The sequence below is a fragment of the Mycobacterium gallinarum genome, assembly GCF_010726765.1.
GTDB classification, from domain to species: domain Bacteria; phylum Actinomycetota; class Actinomycetes; order Mycobacteriales; family Mycobacteriaceae; genus Mycobacterium; species Mycobacterium gallinarum.
This window is the reverse complement of record NZ_AP022601.1, coordinates 5524475-5541698: the sequence shown is the minus strand read 5'-3', so window position 1 is coordinate 5541698 and position 17224 is coordinate 5524475. Positions and strand designations below refer to the sequence as shown.

Annotated in this window: 18 protein-coding genes; 3 read left to right on the top strand and 15 right to left on the bottom strand. The window is 66.2% G+C overall.

Annotated elements, in window-relative coordinates:
* Genes rpsC through rpsJ form a run of 8 tightly spaced genes read right to left on the bottom strand, consistent with a single transcriptional unit; the run spans position 1 to position 4661 of the window.
* Positions 1-894, bottom strand: coding sequence for a 30S ribosomal protein S3 (gene rpsC / locus G6N42_RS27375; protein ID WP_163735452.1), 894 nt, complete (start codon positions 892-894; stop codon positions 1-3).
* Positions 894-1499 carry a 50S ribosomal protein L22 gene (gene rplV / locus G6N42_RS27370; RefSeq protein WP_163735449.1) on the bottom strand — a complete coding sequence of 202 codons (606 nt, stop codon included), beginning with the start codon at positions 1497-1499 and terminating at the stop codon, positions 894-896. Before rplV ends, rpsC begins: the two co-directional genes overlap by 1 nt.
* Positions 1499-1780: a 30S ribosomal protein S19 gene (gene rpsS, locus G6N42_RS27365; protein WP_066907363.1), complete on the bottom strand. Its 282-nt coding sequence runs from the start codon at positions 1778-1780 to the stop codon at positions 1499-1501. The genes rplV and rpsS overlap by 1 nt, the downstream gene beginning before the upstream one ends.
* Before the next feature lie 9 nt (positions 1781-1789).
* Positions 1790-2629 carry a 50S ribosomal protein L2 gene (gene rplB, locus G6N42_RS27360; protein ID WP_083124619.1) on the bottom strand — a complete coding sequence of 280 codons (840 nt, stop codon included), beginning with the start codon at positions 2627-2629 and terminating at the stop codon, positions 1790-1792.
* Between the two features lie 37 nt (positions 2630-2666).
* Positions 2667-2969: a 50S ribosomal protein L23 gene (rplW, locus tag G6N42_RS27355; protein ID WP_014209146.1), complete on the bottom strand. Its 303-nt coding sequence runs from the start codon at positions 2967-2969 to the stop codon at positions 2667-2669.
* Positions 2969-3664: a 50S ribosomal protein L4 gene (gene rplD / locus G6N42_RS27350; protein ID WP_163735446.1), complete on the bottom strand. Its 696-nt coding sequence runs from the start codon at positions 3662-3664 to the stop codon at positions 2969-2971. The genes rplW and rplD overlap by 1 nt, the downstream gene beginning before the upstream one ends.
* Positions 3664-4341 carry a 50S ribosomal protein L3 gene (gene rplC / locus G6N42_RS27345; RefSeq protein ID WP_163735443.1) on the bottom strand — a complete coding sequence of 226 codons (678 nt, stop codon included), beginning with the start codon at positions 4339-4341 and terminating at the stop codon, positions 3664-3666. Before rplC ends, rplD begins: the two co-directional genes overlap by 1 nt.
* 14 nt (positions 4342-4355) lie before the next feature.
* The gene (gene rpsJ, locus G6N42_RS27340) at positions 4356-4661 is read right to left on the bottom strand and encodes a 30S ribosomal protein S10 (RefSeq protein ID WP_003883485.1); all 306 of its coding nucleotides are present in this window, start codon (positions 4659-4661) and stop codon (positions 4356-4358) included.
* Between the two features lie 395 nt (positions 4662-5056).
* Between rpsJ and G6N42_RS27335 the strand changes: the two genes are divergently transcribed.
* Positions 5057-5530, top strand: a complete 474-nt coding sequence (locus G6N42_RS27335; RefSeq protein ID WP_163735440.1) for a hotdog fold domain-containing protein — start codon at positions 5057-5059, stop codon at positions 5528-5530.
* Between the two features lie 8 nt (positions 5531-5538).
* On the opposite strand, the gene G6N42_RS27330 is transcribed toward G6N42_RS27335, so the two are convergent.
* Positions 5539-6903 carry a WS/DGAT/MGAT family O-acyltransferase gene (locus tag G6N42_RS27330; protein ID WP_163738406.1) on the bottom strand — a complete coding sequence of 455 codons (1365 nt, stop codon included), beginning with the start codon at positions 6901-6903 and terminating at the stop codon, positions 5539-5541.
* Between the two features lie 116 nt (positions 6904-7019).
* On the bottom strand, positions 7020-8606 hold the full coding sequence (locus tag G6N42_RS27325) for a carboxylesterase/lipase family protein (protein ID WP_163735438.1): 1587 nt from the start codon (positions 8604-8606) through the stop codon (positions 7020-7022).
* A gap of 110 nt (positions 8607-8716) precedes the next feature.
* Between G6N42_RS27325 and G6N42_RS27320 the strand changes: the two genes are divergently transcribed.
* Complete coding sequence (locus G6N42_RS27320) at positions 8717-9970, top strand: cytochrome P450 (protein WP_163735434.1); 1254 nt, start codon at positions 8717-8719, stop codon at positions 9968-9970.
* 4 nt (positions 9971-9974) lie between these two features.
* Here G6N42_RS27320 and G6N42_RS27315 read toward each other — a convergent pair whose 3' ends face one another.
* A complete protein-coding gene (locus tag G6N42_RS27315; RefSeq protein ID WP_163735431.1) occupies positions 9975-10604 on the bottom strand; it encodes a TetR/AcrR family transcriptional regulator in 630 nt (209 codons plus the stop codon).
* A gap of 92 nt (positions 10605-10696) precedes the next feature.
* Between G6N42_RS27315 and G6N42_RS27310 the strand changes: the two genes are divergently transcribed.
* Complete coding sequence (locus tag G6N42_RS27310) at positions 10697-12406, top strand: MFS transporter (RefSeq protein ID WP_163735429.1); 1710 nt, start codon at positions 10697-10699, stop codon at positions 12404-12406.
* Here the strand turns inward: G6N42_RS27310 and mftG are convergent.
* The 4 genes from mftG to mftD all read right to left on the bottom strand — a co-directional run bounded on the left by mftG (position 12305) and on the right by mftD (position 17221).
* On the bottom strand, positions 12305-13735 hold the full coding sequence (mftG, locus tag G6N42_RS27305) for a mycofactocin dehydrogenase MftG (protein ID WP_163735427.1): 1431 nt from the start codon (positions 13733-13735) through the stop codon (positions 12305-12307). The two genes, G6N42_RS27310 and mftG, sit on opposite strands and share 102 nt — an antisense overlap.
* Before the next feature lie 9 nt (positions 13736-13744).
* The gene (gene mftF, locus G6N42_RS27300; protein ID WP_163735423.1) at positions 13745-15157 is read right to left on the bottom strand and encodes a mycofactocin biosynthesis glycosyltransferase MftF; all 1413 of its coding nucleotides are present in this window, start codon (positions 15155-15157) and stop codon (positions 13745-13747) included.
* On the bottom strand, positions 15154-15897 hold the full coding sequence (gene mftE, locus G6N42_RS27295) for a mycofactocin biosynthesis peptidyl-dipeptidase MftE (RefSeq protein ID WP_163735420.1): 744 nt from the start codon (positions 15895-15897) through the stop codon (positions 15154-15156). The genes mftF and mftE overlap by 4 nt, the downstream gene beginning before the upstream one ends.
* A 133-nt stretch (positions 15898-16030) precedes the next feature.
* Positions 16031-17221 carry a pre-mycofactocin synthase MftD gene (gene mftD / locus G6N42_RS27290; RefSeq protein ID WP_163735417.1) on the bottom strand — a complete coding sequence of 397 codons (1191 nt, stop codon included), beginning with the start codon at positions 17219-17221 and terminating at the stop codon, positions 16031-16033.
* Between the last annotated feature and the right edge of the window lie 3 nt (positions 17222-17224).

The following is a 17224-nucleotide window of genomic DNA, read 5'->3' as shown; positions in this document are numbered from 1 at the left end:
CTAGCTCTCCGTGGTTTCCGTGGGCTGAGAGGATGCCGCCTCGCCGGCAGCGGCCTCGGTGCCTGCCGTCGCCTCCGCGGCGGCGGGTGCCTCTTCGGTACCCGATTGCGCGGGACCGGCTTCGCCGCCGGAGGCGGCACGACCAGCCTCAGTGCTCGTCGCGGTGGTACCCGATGCACCACTGCGACGCGGACGGGTGCCCGACGGACGCTCGCGACGCGGACGATCCGCGCCTGCCGGAGCCGCGGCGGTGAGCTCGCGCTTGCCGCCGACGATGTCGCCCTTGTAAATCCAGACCTTCACACCGATACGACCGAAGGTCGTCTTGGCTTCGTAGAGCCCGTAATCGATGTCGGCACGCAGCGTGTGCAGCGGCACCCGGCCCTCGCGGTAGAACTCCGAGCGGCTCATCTCGGCGCCGCCCAGACGTCCCGAGCACTGCACCCGAATGCCCTTGACGTTCGGCTGGCGCATCGCGGACTGGATGGCCTTGCGCATGGCGCGACGGAACGCGACGCGGTTGCTCAACTGCTCGGCAACACCCTGAGCCACCAACTGAGCCTGCGACTCGGGGTTTTTCACCTCGAGGATGTTCAGCTGAACCTGCTTGCCGGTCAGCTTCTCCAGGTCGGCGCGGATGCGGTCAGCCTCGGTGCCGCGGCGGCCGATGACGATGCCGGGACGCGCGGTGTGGATATCGACGCGGACCCGGTCGCGGGTGCGCTCGATCTCCACGTCGGCGATGCCGGCGCGCTCCAGACCGGTGGCAAGCAGGCGACGGATCGCCACGTCTTCCTTGACGTAATCCTTGTACTGCTTGTCGGCATACCACCGGGACTTCCAGTCGGTGGTGATACCGAGCCGGAAGCCGTGGGGATTGATTTTCTGGCCCACTACTCCGAGCCCTCCTTCGCTTCGTCAGAAGCTTCTTTGGTCTTCGCGGCGGCCTTCTTGGCCGGAGCCTTCTTTGCGGCAGCCTTCTTGGCCGGTGCCGCTTCCACAGTCACTGTCTCGGTGGTCGTCTCGGCTGCCGGCTTGGTGGCCGGCGCCTTCTTCGCCGCGGCCGCCTTGCTGCCCTGCGCACGACGCGAGCGCGATGCGCTGGCGGACTGTGCGGAAGCACCGCCCCGTCCACCGTCGCGGCTGGGCCTGCTCTCGACAATCACCGTGATGTGGCTGGTGCGCTTGCGAATACGGAACGCACGGCCCTGTGCGCGCGGACGGATGCGCTTGGCGGTCGGGCCCTCGTCCGCATAGACGGTGGCGACCACGAGGGTGGTCGGATCCAGACCCTCGTTGTTCTGCGCGTTGGCCGCGGCACTCGCGATGACCTTGGCGACCGGCTCGCTGGCGGACTGCGGCGCCCACCGCAGGATGTCCAGCGCTTCGGTCACCGACTTACCGCGCACCAGGTCGATGACCCGGCGCGCCTTGGTCGGCGAGATGCGCACAAAGCGCGCCTTCGCGACCGCAGACGGGTATTCAGTCGTCGTACTCATTACCGGCGCTTAGCCTTCCGGTCGTCCTTGATGTGACCCTTGAATGTGCGGGTCGGTGCGAACTCGCCGAGCTTGTGCCCGACCATCGCCTCGGTGACGAACACCGGGACGTGCTTGCGGCCGTCGTGCACCGCGAAGGTGTGCCCGATGAAGTCGGGGATGATCGTCGATCGACGCGACCAGGTCTTGATGACCTGCTTGGTGTTCTTCTCGTTCTGTACGTCGACCTTCTTGAGCAGATGGCCGTCGACGAACGGGCCCTTCTTGAGGCTGCGTGGCATCGTTTACTCCTACCGGTGCTTCTTGCCGGTGCGTCGGCGACGAACGATGAGCTTGTCGCTCGGCTTGTGGGACTTGCGGGTACGGCCTTCGGGCTTACCCCACGGGCTGACCGGGTGACGGCCGCCGGAGGTCTTACCCTCACCGCCGCCGTGCGGGTGGTCGACCGGGTTCATCACGACACCACGGACGGTCGGGCGCTTGCCCTTCCACCGCATACGGCCGGCTTTACCCCAGTTGATGTTCGCCTGCTCGGCATTGCCTACCTCGCCGACGGTGGCGCGGCAGCGCACGTCGACGCGACGTATCTCACCGGATGGCATACGCAGCGAGGCGTAAGTGCCTTCCTTACCCAGCAGCTGGATGCTCGCACCGGCCGACCGCGCCAACTTGGCTCCACCACCGGGCCGCAGCTCCACCGCGTGGATGAGCGTGCCCGCCGGGATGTTGCGCAGCGGCAAGTTGTTGCCGGGCTTGATGTCGGCGTTGGCGCCGGACTCCACGACGTCACCCTGCGACAGTCCCTGCGGCGCAATGATGTAGCGCTTCTCGCCGTCCAGGAAATGAAGCAGTGCGATGTTGGCGGTGCGGTTCGGGTCGTACTCGATGTGTGCGACCTTGGCGTTGACGCCGTCCTTGTCGTTGCGACGGAAGTCGATCACGCGGTAGGCGCGCTTGTGCCCGCCGCCCTTGTGACGCGTGGTGATCCGACCGTGTGCGTTGCGGCCGCCCTTGCCGTGCAGCGGGCGAACCAGCGACTTCTCCGGATGGTCGCGAGTGATCTCGGCGAAATCGGAGACGCTGGCACCGCGACGACCCGGGGTCGTCGGCTTGTACTTGCGAATTCCCATGACTTTGAGTCTTCCTAATTCCCTTTGCCTCGGCCGATTAGGCCGGTGCTCCGAAGAGGTCGATCGGCTTGCTGCCCGCGGCGAGCGTGACTATGGCGCGCTTGGTGTCCTTGCGCTTGCCGTAACCGGCGCGGGTGCGCTTGCGCTTGCCCTGCCGGTTGAGGGTGTTGACCGAGTCGACCTTCACCTTGAAGATCTTCTCGATCGCGATCTTGATCTGCGTCTTGTTCGAGTCCGGGTGCACGACGAACGTGTACACGTTCTCTTCGATGAGCCCGTAGGACTTCTCCGAGATCACCGGCGCCAAGATGATGTCGCGGGGATCGGTGACGGTAGCCATCAGGCCGACACCTCCTCGTCCTTGTTCGTGTGAGCAGCGATGTAGGCGTCCAGGGCCTCCACGCTGAACACCACGTCGTCTGCCTTCAGTACGTCGTAGGTGTTCAACTGATCCGGCGAAAGCACATGCACGCCGGGCAGATTGCGAACGCTCTTGGCACCGGTCTCGTCGGTGCGGCCGATCACGATCAGCACCTTATTGTTCTGCGCCGTGTTCTCGGTGAGAAGCGTCGCCAGGAACGTCTTGGCCGCCTTCGTCGACGGAGCCTGCCCCTCGACGAGCTCGGTCACCGCGTGGATACGGCCATTGCGCGCCCGGTCCGAGAGCGCCCCGCGGAGTGCGGCGGCGATCATCTTCTTCGGGGTCCGCTGGCTGTAGTCGCGCGGCTGCGGTCCATGAACGACCCCGCCACCGGTGAATTGCGGGGCACGCGTCGAACCCTGACGAGCGCGGCCGGTGCCCTTCTGCCGGTACGGCTTCTTGCCGCCGCCACGCACGTCGCCACGCGTCTTGGTGGCGTGCGTGCCCTGACGCTTGGATGCCAGCTGCGCCTCGACGACCTGATGCATCAGCGCGATGTTGGCCTCGGCGTCGAAAAGTGCGGCGGGCAGCTCGACAGAGCCATCCTTCTTACCCGCGGGGGTGTGGACGTCGATCTTCAAAGCCTTCTCGGCCTTCTCGGTCTTCTCGGCCATTACTTCTCGCCTCGCTTGATTGCACTGCGCACCATCACGAGTCCGCCGTTGCGGCCGGGGATGGCGCCCTTGATCAGCAGCACGCCGTTTTCGGCATCGACCTTGTGCACCAACAGGTTCTGCGTCGTGACGCGGTCGCTACCCATGCGGCCCGACATGCGGGTGCCCTTGAAAACGCGGCCGGGAGTGGCACATCCGCCGATGGAGCCGGGGCGGCGGTGCACAGCCTGGGCACCGTGGCTGGCGCCCTGGCCCTTGAAACCGTGACGCTTCATGGTGCCCGCGAAACCCTTACCCTTCGAGGTCCCCGTCACGTCGACGTACGCGCCGTCGGCGAAGATCTCGGCGGTCAGTTCCTGACCGAGCTCGTACTCGGCGGCAGCGGCCTCGTCGTCGAGCCGGAACTCAGCGATGTGGCGGCGCGGATTCACACCCGCAGCCGAGTACTGCCCTGTCACAGGCTTGTTCACCTTGCGCGGGCTGATCTCGCCGTATGCAAGCTGCACCGCGCTGTAGCCGTCGCGTTCCGGAGTGCGGATCATCGTCACGACGTTGGGGCCGGCCTTCACGACCGTCACCGGCACGACCCGGTTGTTCTCGTCGAACACCTGCGTCATGCCCAGCTTGGTGCCCAGAATGCCCCGGCGCGGTGCGCCAGATTTGCTATCGCTAGCCATTTCTCTTGGGTCTCCTACTGGATGTTGACGTCGACGCTGGCCGGCAGATCGATGCGCATGAGGGCGTCAACGGTCTTCGGCGTTGGGTCGAGGATGTCGATCAGCCGCTTGTGGGTGCGCATCTCGAAGTGCTCCCGCGAGTCCTTGTACTTATGCGGGGACCGGATGACGCAATACACGTTCTTCTCGGTCGGCAGCGGCACTGGGCCGACCACGCTGGCGCCCGTCCGTGTGACCGTCTCAACGATCTTGCGCGCCGAGGCGTCAATTGCCTCGTGGTCGTAGGCCTTGAGCCTGATGCGGATCTTCTGTCCCGCCACGCTTCTCCTACCTCACTACTAACGGGCTTCCACGCTTGGGCGTGAAAAACCTCTGGTCTGCTGCCACGCGCCGGGGAAGCCCCGGTCGCGCGGCTATGCCGCCGCTGTTTACCTGTCTGTGGTCCACCGACCCCCGCGCTCGGGTGTGTCGCCCTAGCGCACGCTCGCCCGCGTCGGAAATCCGTCGCGATCGAGGTTGGGACCGGACGCGCCCCTGGGGGCGCAGGTCGTATGCCCCGTGCCAGGCGGTCCCGAAAGGGGTCCGTCCCGGCTCAAGGCAACCCGAACAGTATGCCCTAGATCTGGGCCCGCTCCAAATCCCTGGCCATGGGAAACCCGCCGGCGGGGCTGGTTAGCGGCGGAAGCTATCTTACCCCGGAGTAAGATAGCCGCGCATGGCAGACTCGACCACGACATATCGTGTCTGGAAACATCTTGCCGACCGGCCGGGCGGCAGCCGGCTGTTCAGCATCGCGGCAATGGCCCGGGTGCCGTATTTCGCATCGATCACGCCGCACGTCGTGCGCATGGAACCGGGTTTTGCGGAGGTCGCGGTGCCTAAGTGGTTCTTTCTCTACAACCACCTGCACACCGTGCACGCGATCGCGTCGTGCAATGCCGCCGAGATGGCCATGGGCATGTTGATGGAGGCCACCGTCCCGACGAGTCATCGCTGGATCCCCAAGGCGATGAATGTGCAGTACATCGAGAAGGCGACGACCTCGCTGCGGGCCCAGGCCCGGCTGGATCCGCCGGACTTCACGTCGATCACGGAAGGCGCCGAAGTCGTCGTGCCGGTGCAGGTGGTCGATCGTACGGGGACCGAGGTGGTGCACGCCGACATCACGTGCTGGGTGACGCCGGCCTAGCAGGACACCTAGATCTGCAGGAGTTCTTCCAGCGCCACGGGAAAGGCATCAGCGAGATCCCAGACGTCCGCGACCAGATCGGGACATGAGATCACGCCGATACCCAGCCGTCCGTTCAGCGACATCACCGTGACGTTCAGGCCCGCGCCGATCACGATGGGCCCAAACGGATATTGCGCCCTGATCGCGCAGCCCAAAAAGTAGAGCGGATGCTGCGGTCCCGGCACATTCGACAGCACGAGATTGTGTATCGGCCGGTCCGGCAGCGGAATGTTGCGGGCCAACCGAACCACGGCGTTCAAGACTGACTTGCCGAGAAATTCAGTCCAATCCTGGATGAGCGTCGGCGCCATCTCATTGCCATGGCCTTTCGCGTGAGAGATGTTGCCGCAGATGGTCTCCAGCCGCTCGGCGACGTCCTCGATATCCGTCGCAAGCCGACAGAACATCCACATCGTGTGGTTCCGCCCGGGACGGTTTGATTTGTCCCGCGTAGACATCGGCACGGTCGCAACCATCGGCTGCTCGGGAAGCTCGTCACGATCGAGAAGAAACCGGCGCAGCGCCCCAGAGGTCATCGCGACCACCACGTCGTTGACGGTGATCCCGAATTTCTCCTTGACCTTCTTCACGTCCGCCAGCTCGACCTGAGTGAAGGCGACGTTTCGCCGGTTGGTGAACGGTGCGTTGAAGACGGTGGACGGAGCCGCGAACGGCGGTGCCATCGCCTCGCCGCTGACCGCGCGCTGCACTGTGTGGACCACCGTCCGTGCGGTGTCGGGAACCGCGGTCACCAGCCGCCACGGTCTGCGGACCACGTCGGCGATTCCTGCGGTCGCCATCTCAATTCGCCCGGTGGCGGGCGGTCCACTCACCTTCTCGGCCACGGGCACACCGCTGTCGAGACCACACAGCTGCATCAGGAGATCCGCACCCCCGACACCGTCGACCGCCGCGTGGTGAGACTTCATCATCACCGAGACCGAATCAGCCTCTTCGGGTCCCTCGATCACCCACATTTCCCACAACGGACGTGAACGGTCCAGCGGTAGCGCGGCGATGTGTCCGCAGATCTCCGCCAGCTCGGATCGCCCGCCCGGGCGCGGAAGTCCGATGCGATGAACATGGCGATCGAGCCGGAAATCCTGATCTTCGACCCATACCGGGTTGGCTGGATTCAGTTGGCTGTCAGCCAGTTTGAGACGGAAGTCGGGAGCCGCCGCGACGCGGGCATCCAGCGCGTCGACGAGTCCGTCGTACCGATAGCCACCAGTGCTCGACGTATCCAGCTCGAGCAGACAGCAGACGTTCACCGGCTGCGTGTCCGACTCCAGCTCGAGGAAAAACGCGTCGTACCCGCTGACCCGATCCAAACGTGCCACATTCGCCCCCTCGGCCGCGACCGGTGTGCTCCGATCGACGGGTGCAGACTTCCCCCTGCGGCGATGAAGCAAACGGTTACTCGACGCCCCGTCGCGGGGCGGAACGCTCAGCCCCGCAGACCCGCCCAGAACGGACACTTGTGCACCTGGCCGAAGTCGCTGATCAGACGATTCCCTCGGGGCTGCAACGACATTCGCTGGCCCGCGGGTCCATCTAGCGACGGCCACCCGGAGCCTGGTGAACCCGAGGATATGAATTCACTCCAGTAGCCGATCATCTCGTCGGACAGCCGCTGTTGTTCGGGATTGAGCGCCGGCGCTCCGCCCACGTCGAAGAGGTACCGCAATTCCAGCGAATGCCCGGCGCCGACGGGGAACGGCGCCGCCCGCAACGGCTCCGGTGCCGGCGCACCAGGGTCGTCGAATTCGGAGAAGTACACCGGCTCTTCTGATGACAACGAGTCCGCGAGACGGTCTGCCACACAGGCGAAGGTGCCGTCGGTCACCGCGGCCGAATATGCCAGCGGCACACTGCCGCCGAACTGCTCCGGCGGATACTGCTGCGCGACGACCCCGGCATTGGCGTCGCCGTATGCCTCCGAAAGCAGCCCGAGATAATCGGTCGCGCCGAACGCGCGCCCGCGGATGTACTGCAACGCGGTGAACAGGGTGTACTCGTCGGCTGTCGTCCCGATCATCACCGGCACCTTGGCCGCCCGCCCCTGCGCTGCACCGTTCATCGGATCGACCGGCAGAATCTTGGTTCCCGTCACGGGTCCGCTCAAGCGTTCGCTGCCGATTCGTCCGTAGAGCACTGGCCGCTGCAGCCGCTCGGCCGGTAGCGCGCGAAGACATGCCGCCGCGGCGACCCTATCGCCGCAACCCACCTCCGCGGCGTACTGCTCGCTGGTCCGCTCCGCGGCGGACAGGTCGTATTGCGCCTGACACGGCCCACTTTGGATGATCGCGGCACTGAAAAGTCCTGCCGAGGCGGGTGCAACGAGGTGGTTGCACACCGACATCCCCCCGGCCGACTCCCCCGCTATCGTCACCTTGTCCGGATCGCCTCCGAATTCGGCGATGTTGTCGTGCACCCACCGCAGCGCGGCCTGCTGGTCGGCCAGGCCGTAGTTGCCGACATCGCCGGCCGGGCCGAGTGCCGGGTGCGCGAGGAAGCCGAGCGTCCCCAACCGGTAGTTGATCGTGACGACGATGACGTCACCGCGGCTCGCCAGCCGGCGCGAGTCGTAGACCTCGCCGCTGCCGTTGATGAAGCTGCCGCCGTGAATCCATACCATCACCGGCCGCTTCTCCCCCGACGGTGGTGGCGTCCACACATTGAGAGTCAGGCAGTCTTCGCTGGTTTCGCGTTGGTCGACGTCATTGCTGACGTCTTGAATGCATCGCGGGCCGGGTCGGGTGGCATCAAGGAACCCGGTCCATCCGGCCGCTGGCGCGGGCGGTTGCCACCGCAATGCCCCCACCGGTGGTGCGGCATAAGGAATTCCGGCGAAAAGGCGGTGGTCCTCGGAAACCAGCCCGCGCAGCGCACCTGACTGCGTCTGCACCACCCCCGGATCGTCCGGTACGTCGATGGTGGCCGATTGGCCGAGTGAGCACCCCGCGAGCGCGGCCACGACGATCAAGACCCCCGCGATGACGAGGCCTCGACGGCGGACCTTTGCAACAGACATCGGTCCCAACACTACTGAGGGACCACTCTTCCCTTGCGTGGCCTCCGTCACATAGACTTCGAACTTGACACCCGTCAAGTTCCGTTCTGCCCCGGAAATGAGGAGCCCGTATGAGCACGCCGACGATGGACGATGCCGCGCAAGTTTTCGCCGACCCGACGGCGTATGCCGACGACGCTCGGCTGCACGCGGCTCTGACCCATCTGCGGGCGAACAACCCGGTGGCATGGGTCGACAAAGCTCCCTACCGGCCGTTCTGGGCGATCACCAAGCACGCCGACATCATGGCCATCGAACGGGACAACAACCTCTTCCTGTCCGAACCGCGGCCGCTGCTGGCCACCGCCGCGGCCGACGATTTGGGTAAGCAGCAACTCGAAGCGGGAACGGGGCTGCGCACCCTGATCCACATGGACGATCCGCACCACCGCAAGGTCCGAGCGATCGGCGCGGACTGGTTCCGCCCCAAGGCAATGCGCGATCTCAAGGTGAACGTCGACGCGCTGGCGAAGCGCTACGTCGACAAGATGCGCGACATCGGCCCGGAATGCGACTTCGTCACGGAGATCGCGGTCAACTTTCCGCTGTACGTCATCATGTCGCTGCTCGGCCTGCCCGAAGAAGACTTCCCGCGCATGCACCAGCTCACCCAGGAGCTGTTCGGCGGCGACGACGAGGAATACAACCAGCGCGGTAAGACCCCGGAAGAGCAGCTGGCGATCCTGATCGACTTCTTCACGTACTTCGCAGAGTTGACCGCGTCGCGTCGCGAGAATCCCACCGACGACCTGGCATCGGCGATCGCCAACGGCCGCATCGACGGCGAACCGCTCTCCGAGGTCGACACCGCCTCCTACTACGTGATCGTCGCGAGTGCGGGCCACGACACCACCAAGGACGCGATTTCCGGTGGGTTGCTCGCGCTGATCGAAAACCCCGACCAGCTGGAGCGTCTGCGCAACGATCCCGGACTGATGGGCACCGCGGTCGAGGAGATGATCCGCTGGACGACGCCGGTCAAAGAGTTCATGCGCACCGCCGCCAAGGACACCGAGATCCGCGGCGTTCCCATCGCCAAGGGCGAATCCGTCTACCTGGCCTATGTTTCCGGCAACCGGGACGAGGAGGTCTTCGACGAGCCCTTCAAATTCGACGTCGGCCGCGACCCGAACAAGCACGTCGCATTCGGATACGGCGTGCATTTCTGCCTTGGGGCCGCGCTCGCACGCATGGAGATGAACAGCCTGTTCACCGAATTGATCCCGCGGCTCGAGTCCATTGAACTCGCGGGCGAGCCGGAGTTGGCGGCGACCACGTTCGTCGGCGGGCTCAAGCATCTGCCGATCCGGTACTCCCTGCGCTGAGCGCCTACTTTCTGGCGTGGGTGGCGAGAAATCCGTCGACAGCGGCCGCGGCACACCCGTGATAGTCGAAATCGGCTACGGTGCTGAGCTTTCCGAGAATCAGCGGACCGATCAGCAGCGCGATCGCCTGAATGCGGTCGGGCACCTCGATCTCAGCGGCTGCCTGCGGGCTGTCGAAGATGGCGTCGAAGGGCGCGGAGTACAGCTGGATGATGCGGGCCCGTAACGGGCCTACGGGGTCCGAATCCGCTTGGCGCACCTCGGAGTAGTCGCCGGCGTCGGGTCCTGACGCCAGCCATGTCAGGGCGGTGAGCATGATGGGCACCTCGACGATCGCTTCGATCCAGCCCTCCACTACCACGAGCAACTGCTCGCGCAGGCGGCCTTCGGTCGGCGGCATCGGCGCCGGCTCCAACAGGCTCATGAAGGCCGCGCCCACCAGATCGTTGGCGCTGGGGAAATGGCGATAGAGCGTGGCCCTGGCCACGTTCGCGCTGCGGGTGACCGCGTCGATCGTCACAGCACTCGGACCGCCCGTACGCAGCAGTGCGGCCGCCGCCTCGAGCAATCGAGCCCGAGAGCGGGCCGGCCGCGGGTCTGTGTGCGGTAGGTCCCCGCGCGGGGGGTCGGTCACCGTTTACGCCACCTCCTCCGTGGGAACAAGACTGTCGGTCTTGCTACGAGACTGTTAGTCTCAAATCTATCCTTTGGAAGGGAGCGCGATCCATGGTCGACACTCTCGCCCCGCCTGACCAGACTATCGACGCGAACCTGGCGACCATGTCCCGGTTTGGGCGCTTCTGGTTACTCACGGTCGCATCCCTCGACGTCCTGCTGGTCATTTCCTCGATGGTCGCGCTCAACGCGGCGTTGCCCGACCTTGCGGTGGACACCGCCGCGACACAGACGCAACTCACGTGGATCGTGGACGGCTACACCCTCGTGCTTGCCTGCCTGCTACTGCCCGCCGGCGCGATCGGCGACCGCTACGGGCGACGGGGTGCGCTGGTGGCCGGTCTGGCGATCTTCGCGGTGGCGTCGGTCGCTCCGGTGTTCTTCGACAGTCCGGTCCAGATCATCCTCTCCCGTGCGCTCGCCGGGGTCGGGGCGGCGTTCATCATGCCCGCGACCCTGTCCCTGTTGACCGCGGCATTCCCAAAAGCTGAGCGCAACAAGGCTGTTGGTATCTGGGCCGGGGTCGCCAGTTCGGGCGCGATCGTCGGATTCATGGGCACCGGCCTGCTCCTGGAGTTCTTCTCGTGGCAATCGATCTTCTACGCGTTCACCGCATCGGCTCTCGCGCTGATTGTCTGCACGTTCACCATTCGGTCGTCGCGCGACGACACCGCCACCCCGATCGACGGCATCGGTGCAGTGCTGATCGGTTCGGCGGTCGCGGTTTTCGTGTTCGGTGTCGTGGAAGCACCGGTGCGCGGGTGGACCCATCCGGTGGTGTGGGGCTGTATGGCCGCCGGTGTCGCGCTGGCCGTGGCGTTCGCGGTGGTAGAACTGCGACGCCGCCATCCGCTGCTGGATGTCCGCCTGTTCGGCAGACCCGACTTCACCACCGGATCGATCGGCATCACCATCCTGTTCTTCGCCAACTTCGGGTTCTTCTTCATCGAGATGCAGTACCTGCAACTCGTGCTCGGCTACAGCCCGCTGCAGACGGCGTTCGCCCTCGCGCCCCTGGCGGTGCCGATCCTGATACTGGGCGCGACGATGCACCTTTACCTGCCGAAGGTCGGGTTGCGGACCGCCGTCGCAATGGGCTTGTTCCTCATCGGGGTGGGGCTCTTCCTGATGCGCTATCTCGACGCCGGATCGTCCTATCTCGATCTGATGTGGCCGATGCTGGTGACGAGTGCGGGCATCGGGTTGTGCGTCGCGCCGACCACCTCGGCGATCATGAATGCGGTGCCCACCGAGAAGCAGGGTGTCGCATCGGCAGTCAACGACACCACGCGTGAGGTCGGCGCGGCGGTGGGAATCGCGGTGGCCGGCTCTGTTTTGGCGGCGCAGTACGGTTACGTACTGTCTCCGACGCTGACCGGCTTCCCCGAGCAGATACGCACGGGAGCCCTGGAGTCCCTTGCCAATGCGCTGGCGATCGCCGAGGAGATGGGACCGCAGGGCAACCGCCTGGCGGACCTGGCTACGGCCGCTTTCATCGACTCGATGAGCCTGGCAATGCTTGTGCTTGCCATCGTATTGGCGCTTGCCGCGGCGTTCGTCGCGATCTGGGCCCCCGGCCGAGACGGCACGCAGTCACGGCTCGCGCAACGGATCACCGCGCGCTGGTCGACCTCAGGCGCCGCCGGCGGTGCCGGCAATTCAGACGATGAACTCGGCAGCCCGGTGGCCGAGCATGACGGTGGTGGCGTGCGGGCCTCGGCTGGTGATGCGGGGAAGCACCGAGCCGTCGACCACCCATAAGGCGTCGACGCCGCGCACCCGGCACCGGGTGTCGACCACCGCCGTTGCGTCGTCGTCGCGTCCCATCCGCGCGGTGCCGCACAGATGTTGCGACGTCGACCACGATGTCTTCTCGGATTGTGCCTGCGCACCGGCGAGTTCGCGTGCCAGCTCGGCGCCGGCACGCAGCGCCGCGACGTCCGCGGGCTCACTGTCGTACCGGTGCTCGATGACGGGGCCGACGTCCGGATCCGCTGACACCAGCCGGACCCTGCCCCGCGATCTTGGTTGCATGAGGGCGACCCCGATGTGCGGGTGGTCGGCGGGGTCGTCGCGCCGACCGCTCACCATCGCACCGAAACCCGCGGTATACGGCCTGATTTCGAGTCCGTCATCGGTCGTCAGCACCGCCTCCAGTGGTGGTAGACCGTGCGTCTCGGACCAGTCGACCGGCAGCACCCACTCCGGATGGTCTGCGGTTGCAACACCCACCGGGAGGTCGGCCACCACGGGTACTCCCGCGGCGCTCAGCGTCTGTCGTGGGCCGACACCCGACAGCATCAGCAGATGCGCGGATCCGATCGCACCGGCCGACAACACGATTCGGTCGGCGGTCACATCGACTGGTCCGTCGGGTCCGACGCAGTGCACGCCCACCGCACGACCGTCGACGATCCGGATGCGCGTCGCCCTCGTATCGGTCAGCACGGTGAGACCGGCGCGATCCATCGCGGGCTTGAGAAAGGCGCCACCGGGACCCACCCGCGTACCGCCGTTGATGTTCAACGGCACCGGGCCGACTCCCGAAGGCAGCGGGGCGTCCGGCGCGGACCCGTTCAGATCGTCCACCCGCCGATACCCTGCTCTTTCCGCAGCGTCTACGAAAGTCGCGGTACAGCCGTCGAATTCGGCGACCCGCTGCACCTGAATAGGACCGTCGCGACCATGCAGCGGGCCACCGAAGTCGAGGTCGGTTTCGATGGCCAGGAAGTGTGGCAGCACGTCGGACCACGCCCATCCAGGCAACCCCCAGCCGTCGAAGTCCGACGGCAGTCCACGGCAGAAATAGCCGCCGTTGACCGCACCCGATCCGCCGACGACCGCACCCCTCATGATCTGTGCGTGCCGCTCGGGATCGTCGGTCAGCGTCGTCGCATAGCGCCGCACCACCGAGCTGGCGGCGCCGATCGGCAACCGCAGGCCGTCGGTGATCTGTGTCAGAACGGACGGGTCGGATGGGCCGGGGCCGGCCTCGATGACCGTGACGCGGCGACTGGAGTCAACCGAAAGTCGTTCCGCTAATACCGATCCGGCGCTTCCGGCGCCGACGATCAACACATCGCAGTGCAAGGCGGGGCTTCAGGTCCGAATCTGTGGCTTGAGTGCGCCGACATGACGCTCACGCACGACGCCGGTCCACAGTCCCGCACCGTACGCCATGTCGTCGAGCCGCTTGAGCAGGATGTAGGTGAGCAGACCGACGGGTTTCGTCTCGTCCTCACTGTTGCCGTTGCGGGTGATCCAGTCCACCACTCCATCGACGATGGCCGCCACCAACACCACTTGACGGCATCGTCGCGAAAGCAGTGCCGCGACGAACGCGACGGGCCAGTAGTGGCGGCAGATGGCCGACGCCAGCTGTAACGCCGCGGACCACAACCCGTGGGCTGCCACTACGGCCACTTCCTTGGGTTCGGTCTCCACGGTGGACAGCGACCTTGCGATACGGCGCCCGGTGATCGTGGCGACCACCATCGACGCGAGGTAGCCGATACCCGAGCCCATCGCCATCAGCATCCACGCGACCAGCGTCCACCCCGAGATGACGAGCGGTGCCGTCTTCCCGGGGTGCCGGACCGACAGCGGTGCGGCGGATTCTCCGTAGAAAGACTTGCGCGAGAGCCACTCTCGCAGTTGGGTGCGATGGTCGTGGCCGACCAGAGCGACAGGTTCGTAGCGCAGCCGAGCTCCTGCCTCGATCAACCTCCAGCACAGGTCGACGTCTTCGCCGGACCTGAGTGTCTCGTCGAACCCGCCCAAATTCTTGAGCACGGTGCTTCGGCAGATGATCGCGGCGCTCGGCACGTAGGAGACGGTCCCGAAGGGTACGACGGGTGCTTCGCGCATACCGAGGTCAAGAGAGGACCTCACGGCTTCGTAGCGGGCCACCAGGTTTTCCGGCTCGCGCAGGCCGATGATCCGCGGTGCGACGAGTGCCACCGCGGGGTCGCAGAAATGCCCGAGCAGCGCCTCGAGCCACCCGCGCCGCGGCACCACGTCGGAGTCGAGGAACGCGATGTAGTCGGTGTGGCACGCCGCCATGCCGGTGTTGCGGGCGGCCGCGGGACCCTTGCTGCGATCGTGTCGCAGGATCTGCACATCGCTGTACATCTGGGCGAAGTCGGCCTGCTGAACCGGGGTGGCCGACCCGTCGTCGACGACGATGATTCGCATGCCACGAAGAGCCGCGACCAGGCGACGAAGGCCAGAGATGTTGTCCCGCACGGGAATAACGACTGTGACATCGCGATGCGACGGTCCGGTCGCGGGCCGCGGATGCGCCACTGTCGCGTCGAGCAGCGTGCGCGCGAGCTGTGCGCTGACCGCGTCGTGCACCTCGAGCCGTCCGCCGGTGAGCATCGTCTGCGCCGCGGGCGCCAATCGCAGCAACCGGGTAGGCGATCCGCCGAGCAACGCGGACCCCTCGCCGAGGACCTTCACCCGGCGATCCACCTGGACGGCGAACCCGTCGGGCAGCCGTGGTCCGGTCATGTCAGCATTCCGTTCCGGTCAGGCGTCCATCGAGTCACACGCCGCAGACATCCGTCGACCATCTCGGCGAAGATGCGCGCGCCTTCCTCTGCGGTAGCGGTGGTGGGGTCGCCGAGGATACCCACGTCACTGACCGCGGCCATCCCTCCTTGACGCATTGCGGGCATCAACTGTCCCAGCGGGGCGCTGTTGCCGGGAACCCGCTCGTCGATCCATACATCGGCAGGCGAAATATGTAGCAATACAGAGGTTTCGGTATGACCGGCATGCGCGTCGGCGTTCTCCGCACTACAGGAACACCAGCCCACGTCGCGGCCCTCGTACCGCAGCAATGCCGCGGCGGTGGCCAGCGCTTCCACATTGCCCCCGTGCCCGTTGACGAAGACGAGGCGCGACGCCCAGCGCGATGCGGACCGGCCGAACTCCACCAGTAACAGACGCAGGGCGGACGTGCCGATCGACACGGTGCCGCTGAACTCCTCATGCTCACCGCTGGCGCCGTATTCGATCGCCGGAGCGACCATCCATTTCGATTCATTCGCCGGCACGAGCTGGTCGGCCAGGGCACGCGCCACGGCGGTCGCAATGCGCGTGTCGGTGTCGAGCGGCAGGTGGGGCCCGTGCTGTTCGGTGGAGCCGACAGGAATGATCAATGCCGGTGACGTGCCCTGCAGCTGCCGCGACGTTGCGTTCGCGAGCTCGCTTCCATAGGGCACAGGCCGATGGTAGGCCGAATTCACCTGGTGTGCGCCAATTGTTGGCGCATGCGCAGCAATTGATTTCCAGAAATTTGCGCGTGCGACAACGGGGCATTCACGTCAGCCCCCTGAGCCACGCCTGTACCAGGAACTCTGTGTGAAGGCGACAGCCTGCTCAGGCGGTCGGGCTGCCCGGTACCCCGAGCGCCCGAGCGAACCCGTCGGGCACCAGCACGTCGTCGGGGCGGAGGTCGTGCACCGACGCATGGCCGAGTCCCATCAACGCCGAGTCGATGCCGCCCCGCAGAACGTCGAGCACGTTCTCGACGCCCGCCTGCCCGTTGGCGGCCAGGCCCCAGAGATACGCCCGCCCGATCATGACCGCGCGCGCACCGAGAGCGACGGCCTTCACCACGTCGCTGCCACGTCGGATGCCGCCATCGAGCAGCACCTCGACGTCGTCTCCGACGGCGTCGGCGATCGCAGGCAAAGCCCGAATCGACGCCGGCGTGCCGTCGAGGTTGTTACCGCCGTGATTGGACACCGAGATGGCCGAAACACCTGCGTCCACAGCACGTTTGGCATCGTCAACTCGCATGACGCCCTTGAGCATGAACGGGCCGCCCCACAGCTCACGCAGCCAGGCGATGTCTTCCCAGGTCGGCGGCGGGGTACCCATCCACTCGCCGTAGGCCGCGAAGAACGGCGGACCCGCCTCGCCGCGCGCGGCCTGATTGGGCACCCGCAAGTTCGGCGGCCGGAAGGTCTTACCCCATTGCCACATCCAGCCCGGCCTGCTCAGCCCCGTCGGCAGCATCCGCACCGTGGTGCGCAGGTTCATCTCCTCGGGGATCGTGGGGCTCCCCCAGTCCCGGCCGTGCGAGAAGCTCCAGTCGGTGGTGACGATGAGACCGACGGCGCCCGCCTCGCGCGCGCGCTCGACCCGCGCCGCGATCGCGTCCCGGCCCCCGAGCCAGTACACCTGGAAGAACAGCTTGGGATTGGCGACGATCACCTCTTCGATCGGCTTGCTCGCAAACGACGACAGACCCATCGCGGTCCCTCGCGCCGCGGCGGCCCGCGCGACGGCGGTCTCACCATCCGGGTGGACGGCCTGCACGCCCGTCGGTGATATCACGACTGGCATCGAAATATCCTGGCCCATAACGGTTGTCGCAAGGTCGCGCTTCTCGGTAGCGCCGATGACGTGCGGCGCGAAGCCCAGCTCGGCGAATGCGTCGACGTTGTCGGCGACGGTGACGCCGCGCTCGCTGGCCGCGAGCAGCGCCGAGTACACCGGCTTGGGTAGCCGTCGCTTCGCCCGCTCCTGGGCGGCCGCGACAGTCTCGAACCAGATGGCGGCCATGAG

Excerpts from the sequence above, each read along its gene's own strand:
- rplV (WP_163735449.1), bottom strand. The coding sequence starts at position 1,499 with ATGAGTACGACGACTGAATACCCGTCTGCGGTCGCGAAGGCGCGCTTT.
- rpsS (WP_066907363.1), bottom strand. The coding sequence starts at position 1,780 with ATGCCACGCAGCCTCAAGAAGGGCCCGTTCGTCGACGGCCATCTGCTC.
- rplB (WP_083124619.1), bottom strand. The coding sequence starts at position 2,629 with ATGGGAATTCGCAAGTACAAGCCGACGACCCCGGGTCGTCGCGGTGCC.
- rplW (WP_014209146.1), bottom strand. The coding sequence starts at position 2,969 with ATGGCTACCGTCACCGATCCCCGCGACATCATCTTGGCGCCGGTGATC.
- rplD (WP_163735446.1), bottom strand. The coding sequence starts at position 3,664 with ATGGCCGAGAAGACCGAGAAGGCCGAGAAGGCTTTGAAGATCGACGTC.
- rplC (WP_163735443.1), bottom strand. The coding sequence starts at position 4,341 with ATGGCTAGCGATAGCAAATCTGGCGCACCGCGCCGGGGCATTCTGGGC.
- G6N42_RS27335 (WP_163735440.1), top strand. The coding sequence starts at position 5,057 with ATGGCAGACTCGACCACGACATATCGTGTCTGGAAACATCTTGCCGAC.
- G6N42_RS27325 (WP_163735438.1), bottom strand. The coding sequence starts at position 8,606 with ATGTCTGTTGCAAAGGTCCGCCGTCGAGGCCTCGTCATCGCGGGGGTC.
- G6N42_RS27320 (WP_163735434.1), top strand. The coding sequence starts at position 8,717 with ATGAGCACGCCGACGATGGACGATGCCGCGCAAGTTTTCGCCGACCCG.
- G6N42_RS27310 (WP_163735429.1), top strand. The coding sequence starts at position 10,697 with ATGGTCGACACTCTCGCCCCGCCTGACCAGACTATCGACGCGAACCTG.
- mftF (WP_163735423.1), bottom strand. The coding sequence starts at position 15,157 with ATGACCGGACCACGGCTGCCCGACGGGTTCGCCGTCCAGGTGGATCGC.
- mftD (WP_163735417.1), bottom strand. The coding sequence starts at position 17,221 with ATGGCCGCCATCTGGTTCGAGACTGTCGCGGCCGCCCAGGAGCGGGCG.